We start from the raw sequence: 23,059 nt of genomic DNA, 5'->3' as shown, positions 1-23,059 counted from the left end.
CTGCGGAGATGGGGGCCTGAGATGTCGAAGAAAAAGGACGACGATTACGAGGTCGGCTACGGCAAGCCACCGAAACACAGCAAGTTCCAGAAGGGCCGGTCGGGAAATGCCAATGGGCGCCCGAAAGGCGCAAAGGGGTTCGGGGCAAGCCTGACGCGGGAACTCGAAGAAATGGTGACGGTTCGCGAGGGCGGTCGACAGATCAAGATGTCCAAAGCCAAGGCCTTGGCCAAGCGGCTGGTCGCGAAGGCCCTCGCGGGAGATCTGTCCGCGATCAAGATGCTCGCCTCGTTGGATGAGGGTTTGGCCAAGCGGGCGGAGGCCGAAACAGAAGAGGCCGAAGTGGTGGTGTCCCCGAACCAAACCGATGAGGAAATCCTCCGCTGGTACTCAGCGTCGAGAGCGAATGGGGGCCTGGCCGCAGGTGAGGGAGGGGGTAAACCATGAATGACCTCTCCCCCGCTCAGGCACAGCAGATCTCCGACGCTATTCGCCGGACAGAGTTCTTTGCCTTCGTGTGGAAGTGTTTTGAGGCGTTGCATCCGGGGCCCGAGACTGTGTTCCGCCCGGTCTGGCATGTACAGGCGATGTGCCATGAACTGGATGCGATCCGCCTGGGCACGAACAAGCGTCTCGTCATCAATGTCCCGCCCCGTCACTTGAAATCGATCACGGTCTCGGTGGCCTTCGTAGCTTTCCTGCTCGGCCATTACCCCGAGGCCAAGATCATCGTCGCGAGCTATGGTTTCGATCTTGCGCGCAAGCATTCCGAAGACTGCCGCCGGGTGATGAGCTCGGCGTGGTATCGACGCATGTTCCCGCGCACGCGACTTGCATCGCGCGGCAATACAGTTGACGAGATCCGCACTACCAAGGGGGGCGGGCGCAAGGCGGTCTCCATCGGAGGCGCGGTCACGGGGCACGGGGCCGATTACATCATTATCGACGATCTGATGAAGGCGAGCGATGCGGGATCCGAGACCGAGCTGCTCCGTGCGCAGGACTATATCCAGGACTCGCTGCTCTCGCGCTTCGACCGGCCCGCGGAGGGGCGCGTGGTCCTGATCGGTCAACGTCTGCATGAGCGCGACCCTGCGGGCTTCTTGCTTGAGAAGGGCACCTATCGCCACCTGAACCTACCCGCGATTGCGGAGGTAGATGAGACGATTGCCATTGGCAAAGGGAGAGTACACCACCGCTCCATCGGCGAGCCGTTGTTTCCGGAACAGGTCGGGCTTGATGTGCTGGCGCGCATGCGCAAGGAGATGGGCTCTGCCACCTTCAACTGTCAGTATCAGCAGAATCCGATCGCACCGGATGGATCCCTGCTTCGCTGGGAGTGGTTCCAGAACTACGAGGCAGGGATATCCCGAGCCGCCTATCAGATGGTAGTGCAAAGTTGGGATACCGGGATGTCGGCCGATCCGCGATCGGACTTCTCGGTCTGCACCACCTGGGGGTTCCTGAAAAATGGCTGGCACCTTCTGAATGTCTTCCGCGACCGGCTCGATTACCCCGATCTCAAGCGCAAGGTCATCCAGATGAGCCGGGACTGGCTGGCGGATCGGGTGCTCATCGAGGACGCCGCGACCGGCCGGCCTCTGATCCAGGAATGTCGCGAGCATCTCTCTGGCCGGTGTGTGGCGATCCATCCGGAGAAGGATAAGGAGGTGCGGTTCAATGCCGCCTGCGCCAAGGTTGAAGAAGGGAAGGTGTTTCTGCCACGGGAGTCGCCTTGGCTCGCCGAGTTCAAGCGCGAGCTCCAGGGGTTTCCGCGCAGCCGGCACGACGACCAGGTCGACAGCTTCAGCCAGTTCCTGAACTGGTCTGGCGGGAATGGCTTCTGGCGCGCGCTCGGCTACGAGCATCCGCTAAATGTCGAACGGAGGCTCCGGCGGGAGCGGGACCGGAAGCGGAGATAAGTATTAATGGGCGTGGGTGGTTGGGTGCATCCGCTCAGGCTCATAACCTGAAGGTCGTAGGTTCAAATCCTACCCCCGCAACCAAACTTTCCAAATATAGCAAATACTTAAGCCGATGGTATAAAAATACCACCGGCCTTCCCGCGTCTACATCAACGCCACATCAACACGAGAACGGGAAAACCGTACAAGCACGCATAAGCAGGCAGCGGCAGGCGATGTAAATGACGTCCGCATCGGCGAGCCAGCGAGTTCTATACCTCGATGCTGACACCTGCTGCCACTAGCGCGGCGGCTTGGATCGAAACAGGCGTGAACAGATCGATGTCGAGCTCAGGCGTTTCGATCCCGACTACCAAAGCATACCGCGTTTTGCTTGCCGCTCTGCCAAGTGCGCGACGCTCTCGCCACCAACCCGATATCGGATAGATGTAAATCAGGTCCCGTTCAACGAGCTCGACCGCACTGCCCTCCCAGGTGTCGCTGTGGATCGATCCCGCGGAAATGGACTTTGGTCCAAAGTGCCAGCCGTCGTTGTCTTCATTCACCGGGCGCGGATCGTCCTCATCCCGATCATCCTTGTTAACACGACGAAGGAAGTTCCCGTCGGTTTCCCTGGCTCGCTTCAAATCAAACCGCAGGCCAAACGACTGATATCGTGCGGGATCGATCGCGCTGGCAAAGCTTGGGTTAGGCTCGATGAAATACGACAGAGTGACTTTCAGGCGCACGCTTTGATCGCCAAGCCCTTCAAGAACATCTCGCGGCCACGGCAGGCGATAGACATGGGCGTCGCTGAACCGTACGCCCCCATTTTCAATCCTGAAAGGCTGAATGTGCCGCTGAGCGACGAGGGCAAGGTCATTCGATGCCGACGCCAATGCGCGCTTCAAATCCGGCACGCCGTAGCCATACTTTCTTGCGAGGTTTTTTCGGTCACTCTTCGACGCGGAGCCATTATACTCACCAAGCATATGGGGCGTCCAGCGCGCACTATGGACCATCAAGGCACGTACTGTTTCAGGCCAATAATCGGGATGCTCTGCCATGATGCAGGCAGCCAGCCGGCCAGCCTGTGCTGTTGCCGCGCTTGTGGCCCAGAACGGCGTGACAGAGTGAGCACCGGCAGATTTTGACGTCGTGAGCAACGAAAGAGATGGGAGACCTGATAGTGCCTCCGATCCAGAGCGACTGAGCGCACGGTTCCCTGCTTCAAAGACGATCTCGGGCTTTATGGGAGATTGGCTTGAACGCCACAGTGTCGTTGTTCGACTGTAGGGGCTGCGATCTCCGGGTCGGGCCCAGCCGGACCAGTCCCGGTAGCTTCTCTCCGCGATTTCCGACTTGACGGTAGTGCCACCGACCGTCAGTGCATTCCAAGCCTGCGCTGGATCCTCGCCAGGGAAGGCATCGCCGTCTGCGATATCTTCCGCCCTCGAATTGTCCCGGATGTTCCCAAGCGCTTGAACGAACAGGCGGCGGATGTGATCAGGACCTTCGTCAATTGCATCGGCGCCGGAACTGATCTGGTCTAGGGCTGAACTCCAGCCGGTCGGTTCCGCCCCGGAACGATCCTCGTTGGTGACTGCCATGCAGTAGACCCGTGAGCGATATGGAGCGGAGATTTCCGGAAGTGTTGCGGCTGAAGTGGTTATGGCACCATAGGAGAAGGGATCATTCGGCTCGAACCCGTGAGGCGGGAGGATTTTCACAGACTCCAATCGATGCCTCAACATGGGCCGCGATGCATCACCGAGTCGGGCAGTCAGATCTCCGTGCATTGCAAGACCTGCCATTCCAGACCCGTGCCCGATGTCACTGTGATCGTCTACACCCCATTCCGAGGCGACCGCATGCATGTCGCCTGGCGCAAGAGCTGGTTCTATCAACGGATGGCCGCGGTTGACGCCCGTGTCGAGGAGGCAAACTGCAGGGACATCACGGCCAGGCCACGATGTCCGTTCGGCGAGGTCATCGACAAACTCATTGACCATCTCAGCCAGATGATCCGTGAAAACCGTAGGTGTGTCTGTGGCCCGCCTGATTTCCGCGACACCACCAGTCGAAAACAGGAGCAGCTCGATTGCTGCGCGCCTACCGAATACTGGCAGAACGACCACTTCCGGGAACTGTAGCCGCGTATCCTCTGATCCTACAGTCAGACCAAGACGCAACGCTAGATCTTCGACGCGATCAAGCCGATCCTTGAAGCACCAAAGAGCCCACCAGATCTCCGCCTGCGCCCCTTCCGGCAAAGCAGTTGGGTCATCGCGCCAGAAGGATTGCAGGCGAGCCGTCCGAATATTTTCTATCGGTTCGACACGAGTCTTCTTCGGAGGTTCGGCGCCTGGCTCGACATCGGCGAACGCGTAATCGCGAAAAACAGCCTCAAACACATCACGGGTATCATCTGGCACGAACAGCGCAATCCGCCTCGCTCCATTCTCCGAGATCGTCACTGCACCCTGTCGTGTGCCTTCGCGCTTTTTCTCAAGTGTTGTTGGACCCGCCGACGGTGCAAGCTCGACTTCGATGTATACGCCATCCGGTAGAAATGCACCGTCCGGAAGATCCAGTGCTTCGCGGCCGCGATCTGCTACTTCGAAAGCAGTGCCGAGCTCTCCGACGACCCTGCGGCCATGTTCTTCGCGAATTCGCTGCAAGGTGCGTTGCCGCGGGGTACTGCCGGGTGACTTGTAGTCACGCACATCGGCCAAACCACTTAAATCAATGTGTCGGTGCTCGTAATCAGCCAATGGAACCCTTATCGTCGATGAACACCGTCCTCATGCTCTGCCGCTTCTGAAGTTGGCGCGAGAGATCGGTGGTGGAAATGCTATTTCTCTCGGAAAGAATGGCCGTCTTGACCGCCTCTTCGGCCGCATGGGCAATCTCGGCCTGGCTCAGACCATTGGCAGCGGTCTCAATGGTTTTCCAAGCGAGCTTCGGGTACTTCATAGGCGACAGGTGCGCCTTGATGATAGCTCGTACTTCCTCGTGGGTCGGCATCTCGAACTGAAGCACTTCATCAAAGCGCCTGAGTAATGCGCGGTCAAGAAGCGACGGGTGGTTGGTCGCTGCCACAAGAACACTGTCGGTGGCGGATGGCTCTTCCATGAACTGAAGGAAGCTGTTCAGCACGCGGCGCATCTCGGCAACGTCATTGGTCGCCATGCGGTTGCTACCAACGGCATCAAACTCATCGAACAGGTAGACACCTCGACGTTTCTGCGCCTCGTCGAACACGAGCCGCAACTTTGCCGCTGTTTCTCCCATGAAGCGAGTAATGAGGCTTTCCAGGCGGATGACGAAGATCGGCAATCTCAGCTCGCCGGCCAGCGCCTCCGCTGTCATCGTCTTCCCCGAACCAGGAGGCCCAGCAAACAACATGCGCCGACTGGGCGTCTTTCCATGTTCTCTCAGCCAGTCTCTGCGCTGTTGCTGCAGAACGACCGCGTTCAGGTGTGCCCTAATCGATGAGCTCAGGACGACGTCAGCCAGCCGAATTCTGGGTTCCCTTAGGTCAAGTAGGCTGTCGAGGGCGCCGCGGGGTCGCGAAAACGCGATCGGGACTGAGGCTTTGGGGCCGCGCTGCGACCGTGCAGAATCCACTGCTGCGCGAATTTCCTCCGCGGTCGCACGGTGGCCCTGACGCGCCTCTCCGGCAGCGACCTGCAGTGCGATGGAGTAAAACTGCTCGTCGTCGCCCTCGGCCTTGCTCCTCAGCATCGCCAGAATCTGCTTTGCATTTGACACTGCGTTGCCCCAGCCGATCTTCGTTTTTCGGAAAGACTAGTCCAGCTCGACTGATTTGGAAAGCTTCCTGAATTCGCACCGCCCAACCGCTAGCCCTTTTCCAGCTGCCCCAAGCTGTCTTGGACCTCGTCGGCGTGGAGTGCATGGGCACAATTGAGCCCATCGCCGGGTGGGACAGGCATGGCCGCGCTTGGCATCATCGACCTGCAGAGAAGCCCTGCCGCTCGTTGACAGCGTGAAACCGTGAACCAAGCCATGCGCCGCGCCGCGGTTGAGGCGTTTGGCACTTCCTGTGGCAGGCTTCGCCCGGCTCGGCTTTCAACAGCACGCTCGCGCCTGGTCGCGCAGCACGGCGTAGTCGCTCAGCATCCGTACGATGACGGCCCCTTCCGGCAACGCCTCGACCTCGCCGGCTGCCCGCGCCTGATCCACGGGGGGGATACTCGACGACGGGCGGGCAGGGCGCCAGCATTTCAAAACCGTCCATCCCGCAGCCGCTCAGCCAGAGCATCGCGATCAGCAGGCCGGCGCGCTGCCGCCTCGAGCATGCGTTTCTGAATGTCACTGGCTTTCTCCATGGTCTCGAGACGTTCGGCCAGCCGTCCGGCGCGCTCGCCGGCGCGGCGCAGGGCCAACAGGAACAGAAGGATCGCGAGAGCTATCGCGGCGTATCGCATGAATGTGCGCACCCATGCCGAACCGGCGAGCGCGGCGACGAACCCGCGGATCACCGCCGCCCCCTGCGCCAATCATCGATCCGCGCATAGATCGCCACCGCAATCCCGGCGAGCGCCACCGCGGTGAACAACCAGCGGAGCGTGTCGAGATAGGGCACCAGCGGCAGGATCGCGCTCTGCGTCTCGGAGAGCACCTGCTGGGCCAGATCGACCCCGGCAGCGCCAAGGGTTGCCACGCCCGCCGCGCCGCCGCCTTTCAGCGTCCGGCTCTCGGCCAGCACCTCGCGCGCGGGCGGGGTCTCGGCCGCAAAGGCAGTCGCCCGGGCCGGGAACCGCTCGCCCCAGGACCGCGCGGGCCCGAGATCGATATGGATGAATCCCGAGCGGGGATAGAAGCCAAAGCCCAGAAACCCCACCTCCCGCGCCGCCGCCTCGAACACGACCGGATCATGGTTCGCCATGGCGATGTCGAAGGCGGTGCCCTCCATGTGCTTGGAGGCCGGGGCCCCGCCGACGGCGCGATTGTGTTCCGGACTGCGATAGGCCGAGCGCAGGATCAGCGGCTTGCCCAGCCGGTCGCGCAGGGCCTGCAACCGGTCCATGGCCTCGGTATCGATCTTGATCTGGCCCGTGCCGCGACAGGCGATCTCGGCGGGGCTGAAGTTGGGCCAAGGCCAGGCGTCTTTTGGCACATCGCGCCAATGGGCATAGGTCAGGGTCGGCATGGGGAACCTCCGAATGTAAAAAACCCGCCTCTCGGGCGGGTGGAATGACGGAATGATGGTTGGGCGTGACGGCGGCGGTGTTTTCAGTCGGCGCCTCCGCGCTGGAAGGCTTCGAACATCAGATCGCGCATGGTGCGGATATCGGTCTCGATGCGCGCGAGCCGATCGGCATCGGCCTTGCGATCTTCGGCGCGCTGGCGCTCGAGACGCTCGCGCTCGAGGGTCAATTCCCGGTCGAGCCGCGCCAGCATCGCCTCGTTGGTAAAGGCCTTGCGGGTGACGGTGGCCGCGATGGCAAGGATGCCGCCGATCAGCGCGGTGATGGCGGCGCTGAGGCCACTGTCGCGGAAGGCCTGCAGGACAGTCTCGAGAAGGGTCGGTTTGTCAGTCATGGGGAGCGGTCTTTCGAAGGCAAGGCAGGGTCTCAGGTCGCGGCAAAGCCGGTCCAGATCGCATCGATCTCGGTCTCCGTGAGGCTCGCGGCCGAGGCGATCATCGCCGTCAGCGGATCGAGCCGATAGGCCATCTGGAAGGCCGCGAAGGTGACGCGGGCATCGGTCTGATCGGGCTCGGGAAGAGCAGTGAAGAGCGGCTCGAGCGCAGCCGGGATCGCGCCGGTTGCCGCGGCCGCCACCGCCTCGGGCGCCGTGATCAGCCCAAGCCGATGCAACGCGATGAACACCTGGCGGCGGGTGAGCGGCGGCAAGGCGGCGCGGACCTCTTCAGGTGTCGGTTCCGGCGGCGTGGTGGGCGGGGAGAAGGGGGCGATCCCCGATTGCAGGGAGGCCGTGGCCCAGAGCGGATGCCCGGGTTCGACGATCACCACATGGCCGGTCCCCTCATCGGTCAGGGCCAGCATGGTATGCTCGGCATTGCGCCATTCGGATTGCATGGATCAGATCCCGATCAGTGAACGTTCGGCCGCGAGATAGCGCGGGTTGCGGATCAATGAGGTGCCGGTGAAGGTGTCGCCGGAACTGCTCGAGCCGGTGGCGCCGAGCCGCAGACAGATCGTGTCGCCGGCCGCGAGCGTCACATCGACGCTGCGCGCCGACCAGCTGGTGCTCAAGGTGCTCCATTCCTGCAGCACGACACCGTTGCGCAGGACGGCCGCATATTGTGTGCTGGTATCGCCACTGCGCGCCTGGTCGAATGCCACCTGCAGGGCACAATCGCGTGTCGCGGTCAGCGCGGTCTCGGCCAAAAGCGTGACGTAGCTCGTCCCATTGCCGGATTTGGAAAGCGAAAGCGTCTGGGTCGTGCTGCCGCCACAGCAATGCTTCAACACCACGGTATTGGCGGCCACCGTCGGTGCCATCGCATCGGCCAGAAGATCGGTGGCGCCGGAGACCTGCGCGGCGATGGCTTCCGCCACGCGCAGGGGCGTCATCAGCGTGGCATTGTCGAGCCCCGCCTGCGCCTGTGCCTGGCTTGCCATCCCGGCCGTGGCGCCACTCCCGAGCTCGAGCGCCATGCGCTGTGACGCGACACTGGCCGCCGCGATCAGCGCCCGCCCGGGCGCGCTGCTGCCCGCAAGCTCGAAGCCCCCGGGCGTCAGGGCACCGAGCGCGATCCAGCCCGTGTCGAGCGCGTTGCGGATCCTGAGCACCGGATCGGTGCCCGAGGCATCGACCCAGAGCTGACCCGCCGTGGTGGTCATGGGCGGGCTTGGTCCATAGGCACTGCCCTGAAGGGCAGCGAGGATCAGGTTCAGCTCGGCGCGGAACTGCGCGCCGGACTGGTTTGCAAGCGTATAGTCGACCATCAGGCCACCTCCTCGGCGTGTATGCGCAACTTCGAGAGCAGGACGTTGTAATCGGGGCTCTCGGAGAGGAGCCGCGCGCGCAGCTCCACCGCGCGGATCTCGTCTTCCGAACTGTCGAGCCGCGACCAGGTAGACCAGGCGGGCGTGCCCGCCGGATCGTCATCGGTGCTGCGCATCTCGACGATCACGTCGATCTCGGCCCCGTCCGTGTCATCGACATCGAGCCAGCTGTCGATGGGGGCACTGCGCGCGTCGATCGTGCCGCCGAGATTGAGTGCGGCCACGTCGATCTCCGAGCGCAGCCGCACGCGCCGGAGCGCGCCAAAATCCATCCCGGCCGGAAAGGTGAAGCTGCCCTCGGAGGCGATATCGGCCAGCTTGAGCGCGGCCCCGTCGAGCGCGACATTCACCCCGGTCCCGATCCAGTCCGGATCGGCCAGGAGGCTCATTACCGGCGCGAAGGGGAGCGCCTGCGCGCCGCGCGTGCTGACCGAGACGACCGGCCCGAGATTGCCGGAGTTGTCCCGCGCGCGCAGGAGATAGGTTCCGGGCTTGAGCGGGACCAGCGCCACCGCATCGGAGCCCGCCACCTCATCCATGCTCGTCGATGTGGCCCAGGTCGCCGTGGCGGCCGAGGAATGGCGGATCACGATGCGCCCGCCGATGCGCACGTCGAGATCGGCGGAGGGCGCCCATTTGAGGATCGCAATCCCGCCCGCGGTCTGCAGCGTCAGTTGCGCAAGCGGCGCCGGGGGCACGGTCAGCCCGAGGCTTTCGATCGTGGCGGAGACATAGGGGGAGGAGACGCCGATCACCGAGAGCGATTTGACCGCCACCTCCCAGAGGCCGGGTTTGACATCGCGGATCTCCCAGAAGGGCTGATCGGTCTTGCCGAGCGTGATCCAGTCCTCGCCGGTGGCGCTGCCGTTCAGCTCCTGCAACCGGCGCGCGCGGATCTGGTACTCGCGCACGAACTCCGAGGGCGCCTCCGCCCAGCCCGCGCGGATCAGCGTGCGTACCCCGGTGCCGCTGCGGGTCTCGTACATCTCCTCGGTGAGCTGCGGCGTGCCCGGTGCCGGCACGTCGGCAGGACCCGGCAGGGTCGTGCGCGGGGCTGCGGCATAGATCGCCTCCTCGCTCGCCTCCCAGTCATAGACGAGGGGCGAGGTCTCGCGCAGAACGAGCTCGGGGAGCAGGAGCGCGCCATCGCCCGAGGCCGTGAGATCGAGGCTTGCTCCCTGCACTTCGAAGGGTTTGGCGGCAAAGCCCCAGCGGTCATAGGAAAGCATGACCGTCTCGCCGACGCCCGCGCGCCAGGCCGCGAGCTTGCCCGACAGCCGCACGCTCATCTGGCGCCTTGCGCGCTCGAGCTCGATCTTGGCGAGGCGCTGCGCCATCGCGGCCGAGATCGTGAAGGGCAGCGAGAGATCGCGCCAGCGCCGCTCACCGCCATCCTCGGCGAGATAGGCGGCGCTGGTCACGGCCGGGAAGTCATCGGGCTGCCAGTCATTCTCCGGGCTCACGAACTGGCCGCGCACGGCATTGAAGTTCGACGACTGGCTTACCCGTGTGGCGAGCACCATGCCGCCCTCGCGGATATCATCCGCAGTGAGCGTCACCTCTGGGATGCGGTACGCCCCGGCATGGATGCGCCAGGCGCCGCCCTGGACGGCGGTGCGCCCGGCCATGGACGAGAGGAGCCCCTCGATCAGGGTCTTCGGGGGCTCGGAAAGCGAGACGACCCCGTTGCAGGCATAGCGCCGCTCGGTCCCGCCGCCCGCGAGCGGCACGGTTTCGTCGCAGATATTGGCGGCCTCGATCAGGCTCGCGGTCTCGATCCCGTCGGCGCTGCCGATCGCGGCGCCGAGCCCATAGTCGGGATGGGCCATGTAATCGGCGAGACAGAGTGCGGGGTTCTCGGAATAGCCGCGCGTCCCGGTCCGCGGATCGAGGATGTCATCCTTGCCCTCGAGATCGACGGTGATGTTCGGAATGCCGCCCGGAAAGGCATCGGCATCATAGCTCAGGCGCAGATAGAGCGCGGCGCAGCCTGCAAGACGATGATCGGCCGTCCATTTGGAGGGCAGCTCGGCCATGAGGCTCGCAAACGCCGTCTGGTCCTCGGCGCCGAGACGCTTCTCCACGACGATCCTGCCCGACCAGCGGCCTTGCGGCGTGCCGCCAGCACTGACCGCCATTTCGCCCTCGAACCAGATCGCCCCGATCGATCGAACCCGATGCGCGGCGAGCACGATGACGAGATGCAGATACTGGTCCTTGTTGCCCGAGGCATGCAGGAAGACAATGACCCCGCCCTTGCGCGCGCGGCCATAGACCAGATCGCGCGGCACCACCGGTTCGCGCAGGGTGACGGTGCGGGCTTGCAGCGTGGCCTTTGGCTTCGGCATAAGCGCCTGGGAGGCATAGGAGAGAAGCAGCGTGCCGCCGAGACGGATCAGCGCCGCGCCCAGACCGCCCGCGGCCAGCACGCCGGAGATCGCCCCGGCGACAGCCGTGACGGCGGAGATGATGAAGGGCATGGGGGTCAGACCTTCCAGGCGAGGCAGCAATCGGTAAGCGGGCGCATGACCAACCCCTCGGGGGCCATGCCTGCGGCCTGCGCGCCCAGGCAGATGCCGAAGCCGGACCCGGCACCGGACCCGGCCAGCATGAGATCGCCGCGCTGTGCGAGATGCAGCGAGGGCAGCGGCTCCCCCAGAAGCGCGTGGCCCATCGCATCGAGTGAGCCCCAGCCAAAGCGGCGCAGCATCCGCTGGCCGCCAAGCGCGGTGCTGTAACGGCCGCGCCAGAGCGCCGCGACATCTTCGCCCCCTATAAGAAGCTGGCGCGTCTCGAAGGCGAAGGTCGGGCAGTCATGCAGCCCCCAGGCGAAGGGTCGCGCCCGTGCGGTCTCGATCGCCGCCACAAGGCGACGTTCCCAATGGGGGAGACGTGTCGTCATGGTTCGTCCTGATCCATCGCGCATCCGCGCGTGCTGGGGGGCCAGCCCTTGCTTCGAGAGCGAGGCGGATATACACTCATTGCGCGTATATCCAGTCCCGAAAGGAGGCCGTCATGCAGGTCGCAAGATGGGGAAATTCGCTGGCCGTCCGTCTGCCCGCCGAGCTGGTGCGGCAGCTTGGTCTCAAGGAAGGCGACAATATCGAACTTCACCCCGACGCAACGGGGCTTGCCGTGGCCCGGCGTCCGCGTCCCGAGGAGGTGCTCGCCAGCTTGCGGCAGTTTCGCGGGAGGCTTCCCGCCGAGGCGCGCCTGAGCCGAGATCAGGCGCATGAGCGCTGAGTTTCTCGACACCAATGTCATCCTCTATCTGCTGGATGACGGCCCGAAGGCCGCGATTGCCGAGGGGCTTCTGGCGCGTGGCGGCGTGATCAGCGTGCAGGTGCTGAACGAGGCGCTGGTGAACTGCCGCCGGAAGGCCGGCATGTCCTGGGAGGAGGCCGGGGTGTTTCTCGATGGCATCCGGCAGCTTTGTCCCGTCACCGATCTTTCGGTCGAGACCCATGACATCGGCCAGGCGCTCGGCGCGCGTTACGGGTTTGCGGTCTATGACGCGATGATCGTGGCGGCCGCGCTGCAGGCTGGCTGCACGGTGCTTTATTCCGAGGACATGCAGGACGGGCTTCTGGTCGAGAACCGGCTGCGCATCGTCAATCCGTTCAAGGCGGAGGTCCGGTAAGGCCCACAGAAATTGCCGCCGCTGCCCAGGATGGAAGCAGCGGCGACGGACCAACACAAGGGACATCGGAAAAAGTCGGGCGCGACGCTTTCACCCATCTCTGCGAGCGCTCGGCCCGCTCAGCCTAATCCCGACAGGCGATTCCCGAAAGGAATTTCCGGAAGCAGGACCCTGCGAGCGGATCTGGATCAGCACGGACGCTGCTCGCGATCAGGTGGCGCCGGTGTGGTACGCCCTCAGCCCCGCCCCCAGGTGATCTCCCGATCCTGGATCGCGGTGACATATTCGAAGCCGCGATCGCCGGGATGGAGCGCCTGCTGGCTTTCATGGGTATAGCGCCAGCTGCGGGCGGTGTTCAGATCGATCAGGCGCGATTCATAGCTGATGGTGATCCGGCAGCTTTCCGCATCATCGGTGATCTCGGGCACATCGAGCCGTCCGGCGAAGGCCAGCACGGGATCGGCGATGATCTGCCCCTCCTCTGTCAGCAGACCAAGCCAGACCCGGCCCGGCAATCCTTGCCGAGCCTCTTCGATCGCCAGCTGCACGAGATCGAGCGGCACGCCAGAGAGCGAGACCGAGGTGCCGCCCGCGACCACCTCGGAGGTTTCCTCGATCGCACCGAGCCCCAGAAGGGCACCCGCGCCGGACCAGGACTGCCCCGCCCAGCCGATCTCGCCCAAGCCCGACCAGAGCCGCAGCGGACCCGAGGCAAAGATCCCCTCGAAGAAGATCACCGGGCGCAGGTCGCGCGCCGAGAGCGCCGCGGCAAATTCAGAGGAAAGCGCGCGGCTCACAGGGCCTCCCGGGCGCTGAGCGTGAAGAGGAAGGTCTCGGCCCGGCCAATCCGGGCCGGGACGGGGGCGGTGAGCCGCAAGACGACCGCAGGCGCGGCGATCTCGAGCGCGGCGCCATCGAGGGGCGCACTGCGCAGGCGCGGCACGAAGCTGAGCGTGGCAAGACCGCCCGCGTCGCTCACCACATCGGTGGTGAGTTGATGGAGCCGGATCTCGCTATCCGCGCCGAGCGAGAAGAACTCCCCGGCAAGCAGCAGGGTCGATGACGCAGGCCATCCGCCGGTGATCAGCGTGCTGCCGGTCTGGAAGCCGCCAGAGACGAAGGGGGCGAGCGCCGTGCCGGGTTGCCCCATGGTCGGATCGCGAAAGAGGAAGCGCCCGCGCGGGCCACCGAGGGCGGCCAGAAACGCGGAAAGCCGTCGGGCATCGGCGCCACGTGTCTGCGCCATCTCGATGGCGTAGTCCCACCATTCCCCGCCCCAATCCTGCACCTGCTCGGTCCCGGTGAAGGGGGATGTGGAAACCGCCGTCGCCGTGACGAGGCGGCGTTCGAGCGATTGCACCAGCGTGAGCGGCAGTTCTGCGATCAAGATGATCCTCTCTTTCTCTCTGATTTCGGTTCAGAGCGCCTGCCCGCGCCGCCGCCCGTCGGCGACGCCAGCCTTGGCAAGCCGGGTGATTTCCGGCAGCGCCGCGCGGAGTTTGGCATCGATCTGCTCGGCCACGCCGGATTGGGCACCCCGAGCATCGATGCTGATCGTCACACCACCGCCGCCCGGTTGCCCCCGCGCGCCGCGGGCCAGCTCGGCGCGCGACAGCACCCGCTCGCCGCGTTGCAGGATCGCGGGCACCTCGTCGGGCTTCAATCCGGCCCAGCCTCCGGCATGCATCCGGGGCGCGCCGGCAAAGGCCAGTGCCGGAACCCTGCGGCCCGGACCGGGGTCGCCAACCATCCCGCCCGCATGCTTGACCGGCGCGAAGATCCCGCCCAGCCCGGCCGAGAGCCAGTTGGCGAGCGGGCCCAGCACCGAGTTCCTGAAGGCCAGCGTCGCGAGATCGGCAAGGATCGAGGAGACGAGCGATTTGAAGTCGAGCTTGCCGGTCGTGACGAAGCTTCGGAAGGCACTCTCGGCGCCCTGGAAAGCCGAGGTCAGGCTCTCGCCCAAACCCTTGCCCCAATCCATTGCGCCCTCGGCATAGTCGGCAAGAGACTGCGTGACAGCCTGCCACCCGGTTGCAGCGTCCTCGGCGGCCTTCTTTGCGGCGGCGCCCGCGCCACCGGCCGCTCGACCTGCACCGTCCAAGCCCTCGGTGAGCGCCCCCGCGGCCTCGGAGGCCGCGCTCAGCGCATCGGCACCCTCGGTCCCGGCTGCGGCCATCGCCGTCTGCAATGCCTGCCAGGCCACCATCGGGCGAGCGGCGGCGTCAGAGAGCATGCCTGCGGCCTCAGTGTAGGCCTCGGCGCGCGACCGGGCACTCTCTGCGCCCCCACTGAAGAGATCGGGTGTCTCCACTTGAATCTGTGCCATCGCGGTCCGAAACGCCTCGGCGGCAGAGTTCCCGGCTTCGCTTGCGGCATTGGCAAAGGGATTGTCGATCCGGCCCAGTGCCACCGGATCGAGCGTACCGATCCGCACGCCGTCCTTGCCGGTCGCCCAATCGGGCAGCAGATCCAGTGCCGCGTTCAGCCCCTCGATGAAGCGGTTGATCCGGGTGACGACACCGTTCAGCATCGCCTCCACCCCACCGATGAGACCGTTCGCCGCCTGGTAGGCAAAGTCGCCGATCGCACCCGGCAGATGCCCCCAGATCGCCACTGCCCCATCATAGGCGCCTTGGAAGAGGCCCAAGGCGGTATTGGCAAAGCCGGTGATGGCAGTGACGGAGGAGTGCATGGTCTCGAAGATCGCAGCCTGCAACCCGGCCCAGCCGGATTCGACCCGCGACCAGGCCGCTGCGGCACGCAGTGCAATCCGATCCCAGGCCTCTGCAGCAACGCTCTGCAAGAGACCGAAGGCCGCGCCCATGCCACCCACGGCCCTCGAAAGCCGCAGGAATTGATGCACGAGTTCGCCCGCGCCGACGATCAGCGCCCCGATCCCCGTGCGGATCAGCGCGCCGCGCAGGACGACCAATGCCGTGGCGAGCCCCCGAACCGAAACCGCGGCCGCCGCCTTCCCAGCGACCCAGCGACCCGCGAGGAAGGCCGCGAAGCTGGCGGCATAGGAGGTCAGACGGGTGATGTTGTCGAAGAGGCTGCGGATCGCGATCCCCAAGGGGCCGGTGCGGCTTGCCACTGCGGCCATGGCATTGGCCAGGGCTTCCAGCGCCGGCGCCGCGGCGACCGCAAGCTGGTTCGAGACCCCGCGCGCAATCAGCCCGAGCCGCGAGAGCGCGTCATTCGTCCGCTCGATCTGATCGGCCTCCTGCTCGGAGACCACGACGCCAAAGGCGCGCACGTCCTCCGTCGCCTGGCGCAGCGTGGCCGTGTCGATCCGCGACATGGCGATCGAGCCTTCCTCGCCGAAGAGCTGGCCCGCCACGGCCGCGCGCTCGGCCGCCGGCACGAAGGCCTCGATGGCGGCGTTGAGCGCGCCCACGCGCTGATCGAGCGGCAGCGCCAGGAGCACATTGGCCGAAAGCCCGAGCCGGTTCAGCGCATCGGCCGCGGGCCCGCCACTGGCCGCCGCCTGGCTCAGCCGCCGCGTCAGATCCTTCGTCGCCTGCTCGATGCCGGACATCGACACGCCGGCCAGTTCGCCCGCGCGCTCCAGCACCTGGATCGAGGCGACGGTGGTGCCGAGCGATTGCGCCAGCTTCGCCTGCGCATCGACGGTTTGCAGCCCCGAGCGCACCATCGCCACGCCTGCGGCCGTCGCGGCCGCAACCGCTGCACCCGCGGCGATGCCCACGCGGCGCGCAAAGCCCGCAAGCCGGGCGTTCGCCATGTCCATCTCGCGCGAGAGATGGCCAAAGCCGCGGGCGCCCGCTTCGCCGACGCCTTCCAGCTCGGCCTGCACCTGCCGACCGCCCACGGCGACGAGGCGCACCGAGACGCGTTTCTCAGCCATCGGATCGTTCCATCTGTTCGTTGAGTTTGGTGACCATCACCGCCTCGAGGGCTGGCAAGAGTTCCGCCATGACCAAAGCCGGCACGCCGAGCGCACCCCCGAGTGCCAGTGCGGCGCCAAAATCCCAGCCGATCACCGCACCGGGCAGGACCCGGATCTGACCGCCAAGCCGGCCGACCAGATCCCAGACCTGCCAGCCTTCATGCGTCATCGGGTGGTTCAGCCGCGCGGGGCAGTCGGGGCATGGTCCGTCGCAGGCGTCGCAGTAACGCTCGCCCCCGCCGAAACACCACTCGGCGAGAGCGCAGAGACGTTTTTTTCCTGTTCCAGCAACAGCCCCTTCGAGACATGGGCCAGCTGGAACGCCTCAAAAATTGGCCAGATATCGAGCAGTGCGTCTATCGCCTCAGGGCCGGGATCGATCGGGCTGCCCATCGCATCGCCAATCCCCTCCCAGGCGAGCACGGCCCGGCGCGCCAGCGCCTTCGCAAAGACGACGGCGCGCTCCTCGTCGGAGGCCGTGGCAGGGAGGACCTCCAGCGCCGGATCGCTGCGGGTGGCCACCATCAGTGCCGTTGTCAGCGGGCGCAGCTGGACCCGCACGCCGGGGGCAAGCTCATGCCAGCGCGGCGCATTGGTCAGATCGAGGGTCAGCATCAATAGGTCTCCACATCATTCACGAGGGTGGCGGTACACATCCGGCCGAGAACATTGTCCCGGGCCGCCTGCCAGTCGAAGCTCGCCTGAATTCCCTGCGGGCCCGCGATCTCGATGCGCGGACGCGGCAGGTAGACGGCGTGTACGGTGAAGGTGAAGCTCTCGCCCGAGGGCAGCGCATAGCCGAATTCGAGTTCGCAGGCCTCGCCGTTGAGTGCCTGGCTCACCAGCATGCTGTCGGCAAAGCGCAGCTCGATCTTGCCGGTCAGCGCGGCGATCGAGGGATCCGCCCCGTCGATCCGTCCGTCGGCGCGGATGGTCTCGATCCGATCGAGATTGTTGGCATAGGTGATCTCGGCCGAGACCACGTTGCCAAGCGCCACGCCATTGCGCGTGATCGATCCGTTGAAATGCCCGAAGCGCTTCAGCTCCAGTGCGGCGGGCGTTCCGGCACTCGTCACCGTGCCCACCGTCTCGCCCTGCGCCACCAGCCGCGCCGTCGCGGTGAGCAACCCAGAGCGCTGCATCTGCCAGCTGAGCTGGTCGAGCATGCAGCCCGAATAGATCGCGTAGCGCGGCACCTCCGGCATCCCGGTCTCGATCGAGAGGCTCGGCAAAGTCCATGCACCCGACTGGAACGCATGGGTCCAGGGGCCGGTGCCGGTGGTCGTCGGCGCGCCAAAGGCCGCCTTCAGCCAGAAGCCGAAGGCTGCCGCGTCGAGCGGCACGACGACATCGCCGTCGGCCGTCACCGCGTCCTTGATCGGCGCCAGCGGATCGCGGCCATAGCCGAGAAGCTCGGAGTTCAAGAGCGGCTGTTCCGCGCCGAGCGTGGTGCTGGCGAAGGGCATCTTGGTAAAGCCGCCTGCGGGCGGACTGCCATAGGTGGTCTCGAACGCAAGCGCCATCTGCGCCCGCGCCCCCTGGGCTCGTGCCATGTCTAAACTCCTGTTGTCGGTTGGATCAGCCGAGCGGATCGGCCGTCGTGTAGTGCAGGACCACCGGGATCACGGCGGCCTTTAGGTTGGCCGCGCCCTCGACCGGTAGATCGACCGGGCGCGGCGCTTCCGCCTCAACCCAATCGCAGAGCCCGCCCAGCGTCCGGTCGGTGGCGAGCGCAGTGCCGATGCTGGCGGTCAGCGTGTCGAAGGCGGCGTCACGGGCGGCGCCCTGAACCACCGCCTCGATCTCGGCCCGGTGCTGGTAGTGATAGGTGAGCGGCGAGAGCGTGACCTCCGGCTCTCCCGGATCGCCGTCGCGGAGGATCAGGAGCCCCGCGGCCGGCGCGCGCTCGGGCAGCACCTCGCCGCGCAGCACGGTGGCGGGCAGCGCCGAGAGCCGCGCCTGCAGCGCGGTGAGGATGGTTTCGCGAGGGGTGGGCATTGTTCCTATCCAAGAGCAGAGTCACTTGGGATCCACTTTGCCTTGGCGCTTTGCTGGGCTTGATGACTATTATCGGCTCGAGATTTCAAGGGGGTGTCCACGAAAATGACAAACACGACATTTCGACGTTACACGAACTTGGCCGCAGCCATTCATCTCCTCCAGAAACGCAAGATCACGCTCCTTGACCCCTCAACATGGGATGACAGGAATGATGCGTTCTTCATGTCAGAATACAAACGACGCACGAATTCAGCTTCTGTGCTGGCGCTATGCTTTGCTGAAAGCCATGAGACATATCACCATTGGCGGGTCTTTTCGCACGGCTCCGATGGCGTTTGCATCGAATTCGACAAGGAAGGACTGGTGGGGAAATTCAACCAGGATGTGAGTATTCGACACGGCCCCATGAATTACACTCTTCTAAAGCAAGCGAAGAAGATGGCCGACATAAATGTCGAGCACCTTCCCTTCCTAAAAAGGTGGCCCTACGGCGATGAGGCAGAGTACCGTGTGGTCCACGTAGACCGCGACGTTTCAAAGCCATTTCATGACGTGCCGATTAGCTTGAGTCATGTAACGCGCATTACCTTGAGCCCTTGGTTGGCATCGGCACTCTCGGACTCTGTAAAGGCAGCTTTAAAAGCGATCGATGGCTGTTCGAAGATTAAGATCTATCGATCGACCCTGATCGACAACCAGGACTGGAAAAAGTTGGCTGGGCGCGCTGCGCCGGTTTTGCCTGACAACCCCTAATTGCTAACAGGGCTAGCGATTCTCTAAATCCTCCAGCCAGTTCGCGACGATCAGCCCCGGCAACGCCTCGTGCGCCCGACCCGCATCCTGTGCCAGGTCCAGCCGTTTCGGCAGCTCCACCTGCGGCACCAGCAGGAAGATCGGCGCGGTGACCTTGCCGCGCCCAGTCTTTGATCTCGACACCACCGCCTGACCCTGGGTGTTCAGCCGCCCCTCGGCCACAAGCAGGCTGAGGCCGGTGCGGCGATAGACGAAGCGCAGGCGCAGCCCACGACGCCGTTCCCACTCGCCTGGGGTGATCCGACCGCCACGCAGGGATTTGCCTGCGGCGGGCAACGGGATGGTCAGCCAGAACCCGTCTTTTGAGCGGATCAGCGGGCCGGTGTCATGCGCGCCGACGATGACCGGAGCTTGGGACCAGACCAGCGCAGCAGCGTCGAGGCTCTCGCCAGACTTCGGAAACGTCTGGCTGCGGATCGTGTTGGCGAGCCGTGTGCCGAGCCCTGCGCCTGCAGCGCGGTGAGGATGGTTTCGCGAGGGGTGGGCATTCGGCGTCCGGCATGTATAGTTCCGAGTATTGCTATCAAAAGTCATTGGAATTTGGAAACGTGCCGAAGCTCAAACCGATCAAATTCCAAGACGCGACCGACAAGGTTGCGGCAGCCATCAAGGCGGCGGCGCCTCACGCCGATCGGGCCATTGAATGGGGGCGGAAGCAACAGGCATGGGCCAATGCACATCTTCCGAATGGCGACCAGATCGAGATTTGGCTGAAAGAAAACGCTGAGCGATATGGTTGGGATGGAAAGCCAGCATCCACGTCTCTGGAACATCTGGAGGATACGCTGACGCAGATCGTTTCCTCGATCCGACAGACGTCTGACCGGCGGACACGCATCTTTGTGAAGGCCGTGATTGGCAAGCTCGGGGGTGCCATGGCTGTTGGCGGAATCGCCGGGCTGGTCAGTACATTCGGTGCGGCTTCCACCGGAACGGCTATCGCAGCCCTGTCCGGTGCGGCAGCGACGACGGCGCAACTCTACTGGATCGGCTCGTTAGTCGGCTTGGGTGTCGCGGGAGGTGGGCTGATGCTGGCCGCCGGAGGTATCGGGGTCGGTGTCGCCGCTGGCATGTGGGGGCGCAACAAGCTTCTTGGCCAGGTTCGCAGCGAAGGCGACCTGCAGGACCATGAGAAAGCGATCCTCGTCGCCTCGATCACACTCATCAATGCGGTTGCACAGCAGCGCGAATTGGGACGGCTGCCGACCTCAGCAGAAATGCGTCTCGTCGCCGAACAGGCGCTCATACCGCTGGCCAACCAGATCAACCAATACTGGGACGACGCCTCCCTGAATGAGAACGGAAAATCCGAATGCCAACCCTTCACGCGAACTCTGGCCTACCTGCAAAGACGCAAACTCGATCGCTGCAGGACAGAACTCGGCAGGATTGCACTGGCCGCAATGGCCCCAGGCCCGGCGACCTGACCCGAAGCGCTGCCGTTGTTGTCGCTGTGACTCTTCAGCGGCTTGTGGAAGATGCCTCTCGCTCCTGGGAGCCGGAAGAAGAGCTCGTCCTGGATGCCTTGCGGCGATCAGCTACCCGGCTGAACGACGCCAGCGAACAGGAACTGGCGGATTACATCTCCGGTCTTGCGCCTGAGCAACTCCGTGGTGTCGTTTCGAACGTAAAGGGGATCTACCACGAGCTTCTGTTCGTTCAGGCCGAGAACATCGATGCTGACGAAGTCACGGCCCGCGTGTTCGAGGCAACCAACCATCCCGGGGCCGATGTTGAATTCATTGTCGATGGTGAGGTGATCCGCGCCGTTCAGCTGAAAGCCGTTGCGTCACCAGACGCCGTATTCGAACATCTTGCCCGCTACCCCGAGATCGAGATTGTCGCCACTGAAGAGGTTGCCGCAGCCATCCCGATGATCGACAGTTCAGGGCTTTCGAACGCAGATATCTCCGCTGATGTCGCCCGCGTGGTTTCGGACTTGCCGGGAGACGGCCTCGCCACCGAAATGGCGGAGGGCGCCGCCACATCGGCATTACTGGCAGGGGCCATGTCCGCAGCGCAGGTGCTGCGATCTGGCAAGGTTTCTCGGCAGCAATTTGCGACGGCCTTCGGCGATATTTCAGTGGGGATGGTCACAGCGACAGCGCTGGACGTGCTGATCGAGGGGCTGAGCTGATTTTGGTACTACATCTGCTGTTCCGCCGATTCGGCTCTGTATCAGCTTGCCCAAGCCGATCTCGTTTCCGGATAGTCAGGTGAAGCAGAGCCTGCATTATCCGGCGTTTCAGACATTCTGGCGCCCTCAGTTCGATACCTTTCCATATGCAATTTCAAGCGCATGAATTTGTTTTCGTGAATACCCAAAGGGAGAGAGGCTGCATGCAGGTTTCAGATCTCGCCAGGGTGATTTGGACATTGGATCCGGATACCCCGAAGCACCGTGAACTCGAAAGATTGCTCGAAATCGGCGTTGGATTTGGCAACCCGTGGTACGGGTCCCAAAGAGAACACTGGCTTGGCTGGCTCGGGGATTATCATTCCCCGGGAGCCTATAATCGATCCAGAACAAGCCCGACCGAGGCCCGCTCAGTCTATAACCGCATTAACTGTGCTCCGATGCTGTTTTGGCTTTGCGAAGCCGCCGGAGTTGAACAACCGGCGCTGGAAAAGGCATTCGATGCGGTCGCAAAGCTAGCGGATGGTCGGGTCGCAGCGCAGTGCGGTGCGCTGAGAAGGGAGATCCCCTGGGGCGACACAGAACGCTTGCTCCTCGAAAGGTCAAAATTGTCCGAAACCCAGATTGCATTGGCCGATGAAGTGGTATCCGCGTCTCGCGAAAAGCTCAGACGCCGGCTTGGACTACCGGTGGAGTAATTTGAAGTGTGGCCGAGGGCGGCCGCCGGGAGGCTGGCACCAGCAGGAAGAATGGCGCTGTTGGGACCCCACTCGGCCTCCGACCGCGTGTGCCGACGGCAGCGTAGGGAGGATGGTTTCGCGGGTGGTGGGCAAGCCACGTGCTTAGGCTAACAGAATCGAAGTTGCATTCACACGAGACATCGCAGAGATCTTGCATGAACTCTCAAATCACAGAACATCAAATGAAGTTATTCGTCGCCCTAACAACGCTCATCCTCAGCTTTTCTAGCGCTGCGCTGTCCAATGAAACATACTACAGAAGTCTTGGCGCGTGTGCGGCGAACAACATCGGTACGGTGTATTGCGCGCCACCATTTGGTGGGGCGGTGCAGAACAACATCGGAACAGTAGAATGTGGACCCGGTCAGTGCGTTCGTAACAACATTGGCGCGGTTTACTGCTCCTCCCTACCCGGCGGAGGAGCAGAGATAAACAACATTGGCACAGTTTACTGCGCGGGCGGATGCGTGCGTGGCACCTCAGCATATTGCAGTAAAGGTGAGCGTTGAGTGATCCGGAGCGGGGCTAGTCAGATCCCCGCCATTTTTACGAGAGGGGGCGCGGGCCTTATCCAAATTCAAACTGAAGGTCAGCGCGCCTCTCTGCAGATATAATCCCTTCTGACACGAGATGTTCGGTTAGATCATTTTTGAGTGCGTCCATTTCAGTTTCAGGATGGATCGGGGTTCGAACGTTGGCAAAGAACCCTTCGATTGCAATCTTCTCGGCAAGGTTGACCTCGGGTGCCTCGGGCAAAGTAATCCGCACGTTGAACTGCATGGGTTGGCTTTCTCTGTGAACAGTTTCTCGCCAGATAGGTGGTCGGCGCGAGGCTAGAGAGTGTCAGGTCTTCTGTGTATGGGTGAACGGGTCCATGCTTCTTGAGAGGAGCCAGGACGATGACGATTTCCAA

The 23,059-nt window shown here is 63.9% G+C and carries 26 protein-coding genes and 1 tRNA gene; 9 read left to right on the top strand and 18 right to left on the bottom strand.

Features of this window, described 5'->3' with window-relative positions:
* The first annotated feature begins 21 nt into the window (after positions 1-21).
* From KTQ37_RS15950 to KTQ37_RS15940, 3 genes are all read left to right on the top strand, one after another.
* Positions 22-447, top strand: a complete 426-nt coding sequence (locus tag KTQ37_RS15950; protein WP_218631504.1) for a DUF5681 domain-containing protein — start codon at positions 22-24, stop codon at positions 445-447.
* Positions 444-1,922 carry a phage terminase large subunit gene (gene terL, locus KTQ37_RS15945; RefSeq protein WP_218631503.1) on the top strand — a complete coding sequence of 493 codons (1,479 nt, stop codon included), beginning with the start codon at positions 444-446 and terminating at the stop codon, positions 1,920-1,922. The genes KTQ37_RS15950 and terL overlap by 4 nt, the downstream gene beginning before the upstream one ends.
* 10 nt (positions 1,923-1,932) lie before the next feature.
* Positions 1,933-2,002 (top strand) — tRNA-OTHER (locus KTQ37_RS15940).
* A 174-nt stretch (positions 2,003-2,176) separates the two neighbouring features.
* Here the strand turns inward: KTQ37_RS15940 and KTQ37_RS15935 are convergent.
* From KTQ37_RS15935 to KTQ37_RS15895, 9 genes are all read right to left on the bottom strand, one after another.
* On the bottom strand, positions 2,177-4,678 hold the full coding sequence (locus tag KTQ37_RS15935) for a S8 family peptidase (RefSeq protein WP_218631502.1): 2,502 nt from the start codon (positions 4,676-4,678) through the stop codon (positions 2,177-2,179).
* Entirely contained in the window at positions 4,671-5,678 is a 1,008-nt protein-coding gene (locus tag KTQ37_RS15930; RefSeq protein ID WP_218631501.1) for an AAA family ATPase, read from the bottom strand. Before KTQ37_RS15930 ends, KTQ37_RS15935 begins: the two co-directional genes overlap by 8 nt.
* A gap of 473 nt (positions 5,679-6,151) precedes the next feature.
* Positions 6,152-6,409, bottom strand: coding sequence for a hypothetical protein (locus KTQ37_RS15925; protein WP_218631500.1), 258 nt, complete (start codon positions 6,407-6,409; stop codon positions 6,152-6,154).
* Entirely contained in the window at positions 6,406-7,080 is a 675-nt protein-coding gene (locus KTQ37_RS15920) for a YcbK family protein (RefSeq protein ID WP_218631499.1), read from the bottom strand. Before KTQ37_RS15920 ends, KTQ37_RS15925 begins: the two co-directional genes overlap by 4 nt.
* 83 nt (positions 7,081-7,163) lie before the next feature.
* On the bottom strand, positions 7,164-7,472 hold the full coding sequence (locus KTQ37_RS15915; RefSeq protein WP_218631498.1) for a hypothetical protein: 309 nt from the start codon (positions 7,470-7,472) through the stop codon (positions 7,164-7,166).
* A 32-nt stretch (positions 7,473-7,504) separates the two neighbouring features.
* A complete protein-coding gene (locus tag KTQ37_RS15910; RefSeq protein ID WP_218631497.1) occupies positions 7,505-7,972 on the bottom strand; it encodes a hypothetical protein in 468 nt (155 codons plus the stop codon).
* 3 nt (positions 7,973-7,975) lie between these two features.
* Entirely contained in the window at positions 7,976-8,845 is an 870-nt protein-coding gene (locus KTQ37_RS15905) for a hypothetical protein (protein ID WP_218631496.1), read from the bottom strand.
* Positions 8,845-11,385 carry a phage tail protein gene (locus KTQ37_RS15900; protein WP_218631495.1) on the bottom strand — a complete coding sequence of 847 codons (2,541 nt, stop codon included), beginning with the start codon at positions 11,383-11,385 and terminating at the stop codon, positions 8,845-8,847. The genes KTQ37_RS15905 and KTQ37_RS15900 overlap by 1 nt, the downstream gene beginning before the upstream one ends.
* A 5-nt stretch (positions 11,386-11,390) precedes the next feature.
* Positions 11,391-11,807: a DUF6950 family protein gene (locus KTQ37_RS15895; protein WP_218631494.1), complete on the bottom strand. Its 417-nt coding sequence runs from the start codon at positions 11,805-11,807 to the stop codon at positions 11,391-11,393.
* A gap of 113 nt (positions 11,808-11,920) precedes the next feature.
* Between KTQ37_RS15895 and KTQ37_RS15890 the strand changes: the two genes are divergently transcribed.
* Complete coding sequence (locus KTQ37_RS15890) at positions 11,921-12,148, top strand: AbrB/MazE/SpoVT family DNA-binding domain-containing protein (RefSeq protein ID WP_218631493.1); 228 nt, start codon at positions 11,921-11,923, stop codon at positions 12,146-12,148.
* Positions 12,138-12,545: a PIN domain-containing protein gene (locus KTQ37_RS15885; RefSeq protein ID WP_218631492.1), complete on the top strand. Its 408-nt coding sequence runs from the start codon at positions 12,138-12,140 to the stop codon at positions 12,543-12,545. Before KTQ37_RS15890 ends, KTQ37_RS15885 begins: the two co-directional genes overlap by 11 nt.
* A 236-nt stretch (positions 12,546-12,781) precedes the next feature.
* Here KTQ37_RS15885 and KTQ37_RS15880 read toward each other — a convergent pair whose 3' ends face one another.
* From KTQ37_RS15880 to KTQ37_RS15850, 7 genes are read right to left on the bottom strand one after another with little or no spacing between them, the layout of a single operon-like run.
* The gene (locus KTQ37_RS15880; RefSeq protein WP_218631491.1) at positions 12,782-13,342 is read right to left on the bottom strand and encodes a hypothetical protein; all 561 of its coding nucleotides are present in this window, start codon (positions 13,340-13,342) and stop codon (positions 12,782-12,784) included.
* On the bottom strand, positions 13,339-13,932 hold the full coding sequence (locus KTQ37_RS15875) for a hypothetical protein (RefSeq protein ID WP_236021290.1): 594 nt from the start codon (positions 13,930-13,932) through the stop codon (positions 13,339-13,341). The genes KTQ37_RS15880 and KTQ37_RS15875 overlap by 4 nt, the downstream gene beginning before the upstream one ends.
* Before the next feature lie 30 nt (positions 13,933-13,962).
* Positions 13,963-16,413 (bottom strand): phage tail tape measure C-terminal domain-containing protein, encoded by a 2,451-nt coding sequence (locus KTQ37_RS15870; RefSeq protein WP_218631490.1) that lies wholly within the window; start codon positions 16,411-16,413, stop codon positions 13,963-13,965.
* Complete coding sequence (locus KTQ37_RS15865; protein ID WP_218631489.1) at positions 16,406-16,624, bottom strand: DUF7697 family protein; 219 nt, start codon at positions 16,622-16,624, stop codon at positions 16,406-16,408. Before KTQ37_RS15865 ends, KTQ37_RS15870 begins: the two co-directional genes overlap by 8 nt.
* Before the next feature lie 8 nt (positions 16,625-16,632).
* Positions 16,633-17,070, bottom strand: coding sequence for a hypothetical protein (locus KTQ37_RS15860; protein ID WP_218631488.1), 438 nt, complete (start codon positions 17,068-17,070; stop codon positions 16,633-16,635).
* Positions 17,070-18,008: a phage tail tube protein gene (locus tag KTQ37_RS15855; RefSeq protein WP_218631487.1), complete on the bottom strand. Its 939-nt coding sequence runs from the start codon at positions 18,006-18,008 to the stop codon at positions 17,070-17,072. Before KTQ37_RS15855 ends, KTQ37_RS15860 begins: the two co-directional genes overlap by 1 nt.
* Before the next feature lie 25 nt (positions 18,009-18,033).
* The gene (locus KTQ37_RS15850) at positions 18,034-18,453 is read right to left on the bottom strand and encodes an acyl-CoA transferase (RefSeq protein ID WP_218631486.1); all 420 of its coding nucleotides are present in this window, start codon (positions 18,451-18,453) and stop codon (positions 18,034-18,036) included.
* Positions 18,454-18,591: 138 nt separating this feature from the next.
* Between KTQ37_RS15850 and KTQ37_RS15845 the strand changes: the two genes are divergently transcribed.
* A complete protein-coding gene (locus KTQ37_RS15845; protein WP_218631485.1) occupies positions 18,592-19,209 on the top strand; it encodes a hypothetical protein in 618 nt (205 codons plus the stop codon).
* Positions 19,210-19,221: 12 nt separating this feature from the next.
* Here the strand turns inward: KTQ37_RS15845 and KTQ37_RS15840 are convergent, their stop codons facing one another.
* Complete coding sequence (locus KTQ37_RS15840) at positions 19,222-19,803, bottom strand: DUF6441 family protein (RefSeq protein ID WP_236021289.1); 582 nt, start codon at positions 19,801-19,803, stop codon at positions 19,222-19,224.
* On the opposite strand from KTQ37_RS15840, the gene KTQ37_RS15835 reads away from it, so the two are divergent.
* The 3 genes from KTQ37_RS15835 to KTQ37_RS15825 all read left to right on the top strand — a co-directional run bounded on the left by KTQ37_RS15835 (position 19,770) and on the right by KTQ37_RS15825 (position 22,104).
* Complete coding sequence (locus KTQ37_RS15835) at positions 19,770-20,696, top strand: hypothetical protein (RefSeq protein ID WP_218631484.1); 927 nt, start codon at positions 19,770-19,772, stop codon at positions 20,694-20,696. The two genes, KTQ37_RS15840 and KTQ37_RS15835, sit on opposite strands and share 34 nt — an antisense overlap.
* 44 nt (positions 20,697-20,740) lie before the next feature.
* Entirely contained in the window at positions 20,741-21,406 is a 666-nt protein-coding gene (locus KTQ37_RS15830) for a hypothetical protein (protein WP_218631483.1), read from the top strand.
* A 203-nt stretch (positions 21,407-21,609) separates the two neighbouring features.
* On the top strand, positions 21,610-22,104 hold the full coding sequence (locus tag KTQ37_RS15825; RefSeq protein ID WP_218631482.1) for a hypothetical protein: 495 nt from the start codon (positions 21,610-21,612) through the stop codon (positions 22,102-22,104).
* Positions 22,105-22,713: 609 nt separating this feature from the next.
* Here the strand turns inward: KTQ37_RS15825 and KTQ37_RS15820 are convergent.
* On the bottom strand, positions 22,714-22,926 hold the full coding sequence (locus KTQ37_RS15820) for a hypothetical protein (protein WP_218631481.1): 213 nt from the start codon (positions 22,924-22,926) through the stop codon (positions 22,714-22,716).
* Positions 22,927-23,059 lie beyond the last annotated feature (133 nt).

It is taken from the genome of Sedimentimonas flavescens (assembly GCF_019264375.1).
Lineage (GTDB): Bacteria > Pseudomonadota > Alphaproteobacteria > Rhodobacterales > Rhodobacteraceae > Rhodobacter > Rhodobacter flavescens.
This window is presented reverse-complemented; position numbering and strand designations above follow the sequence as displayed.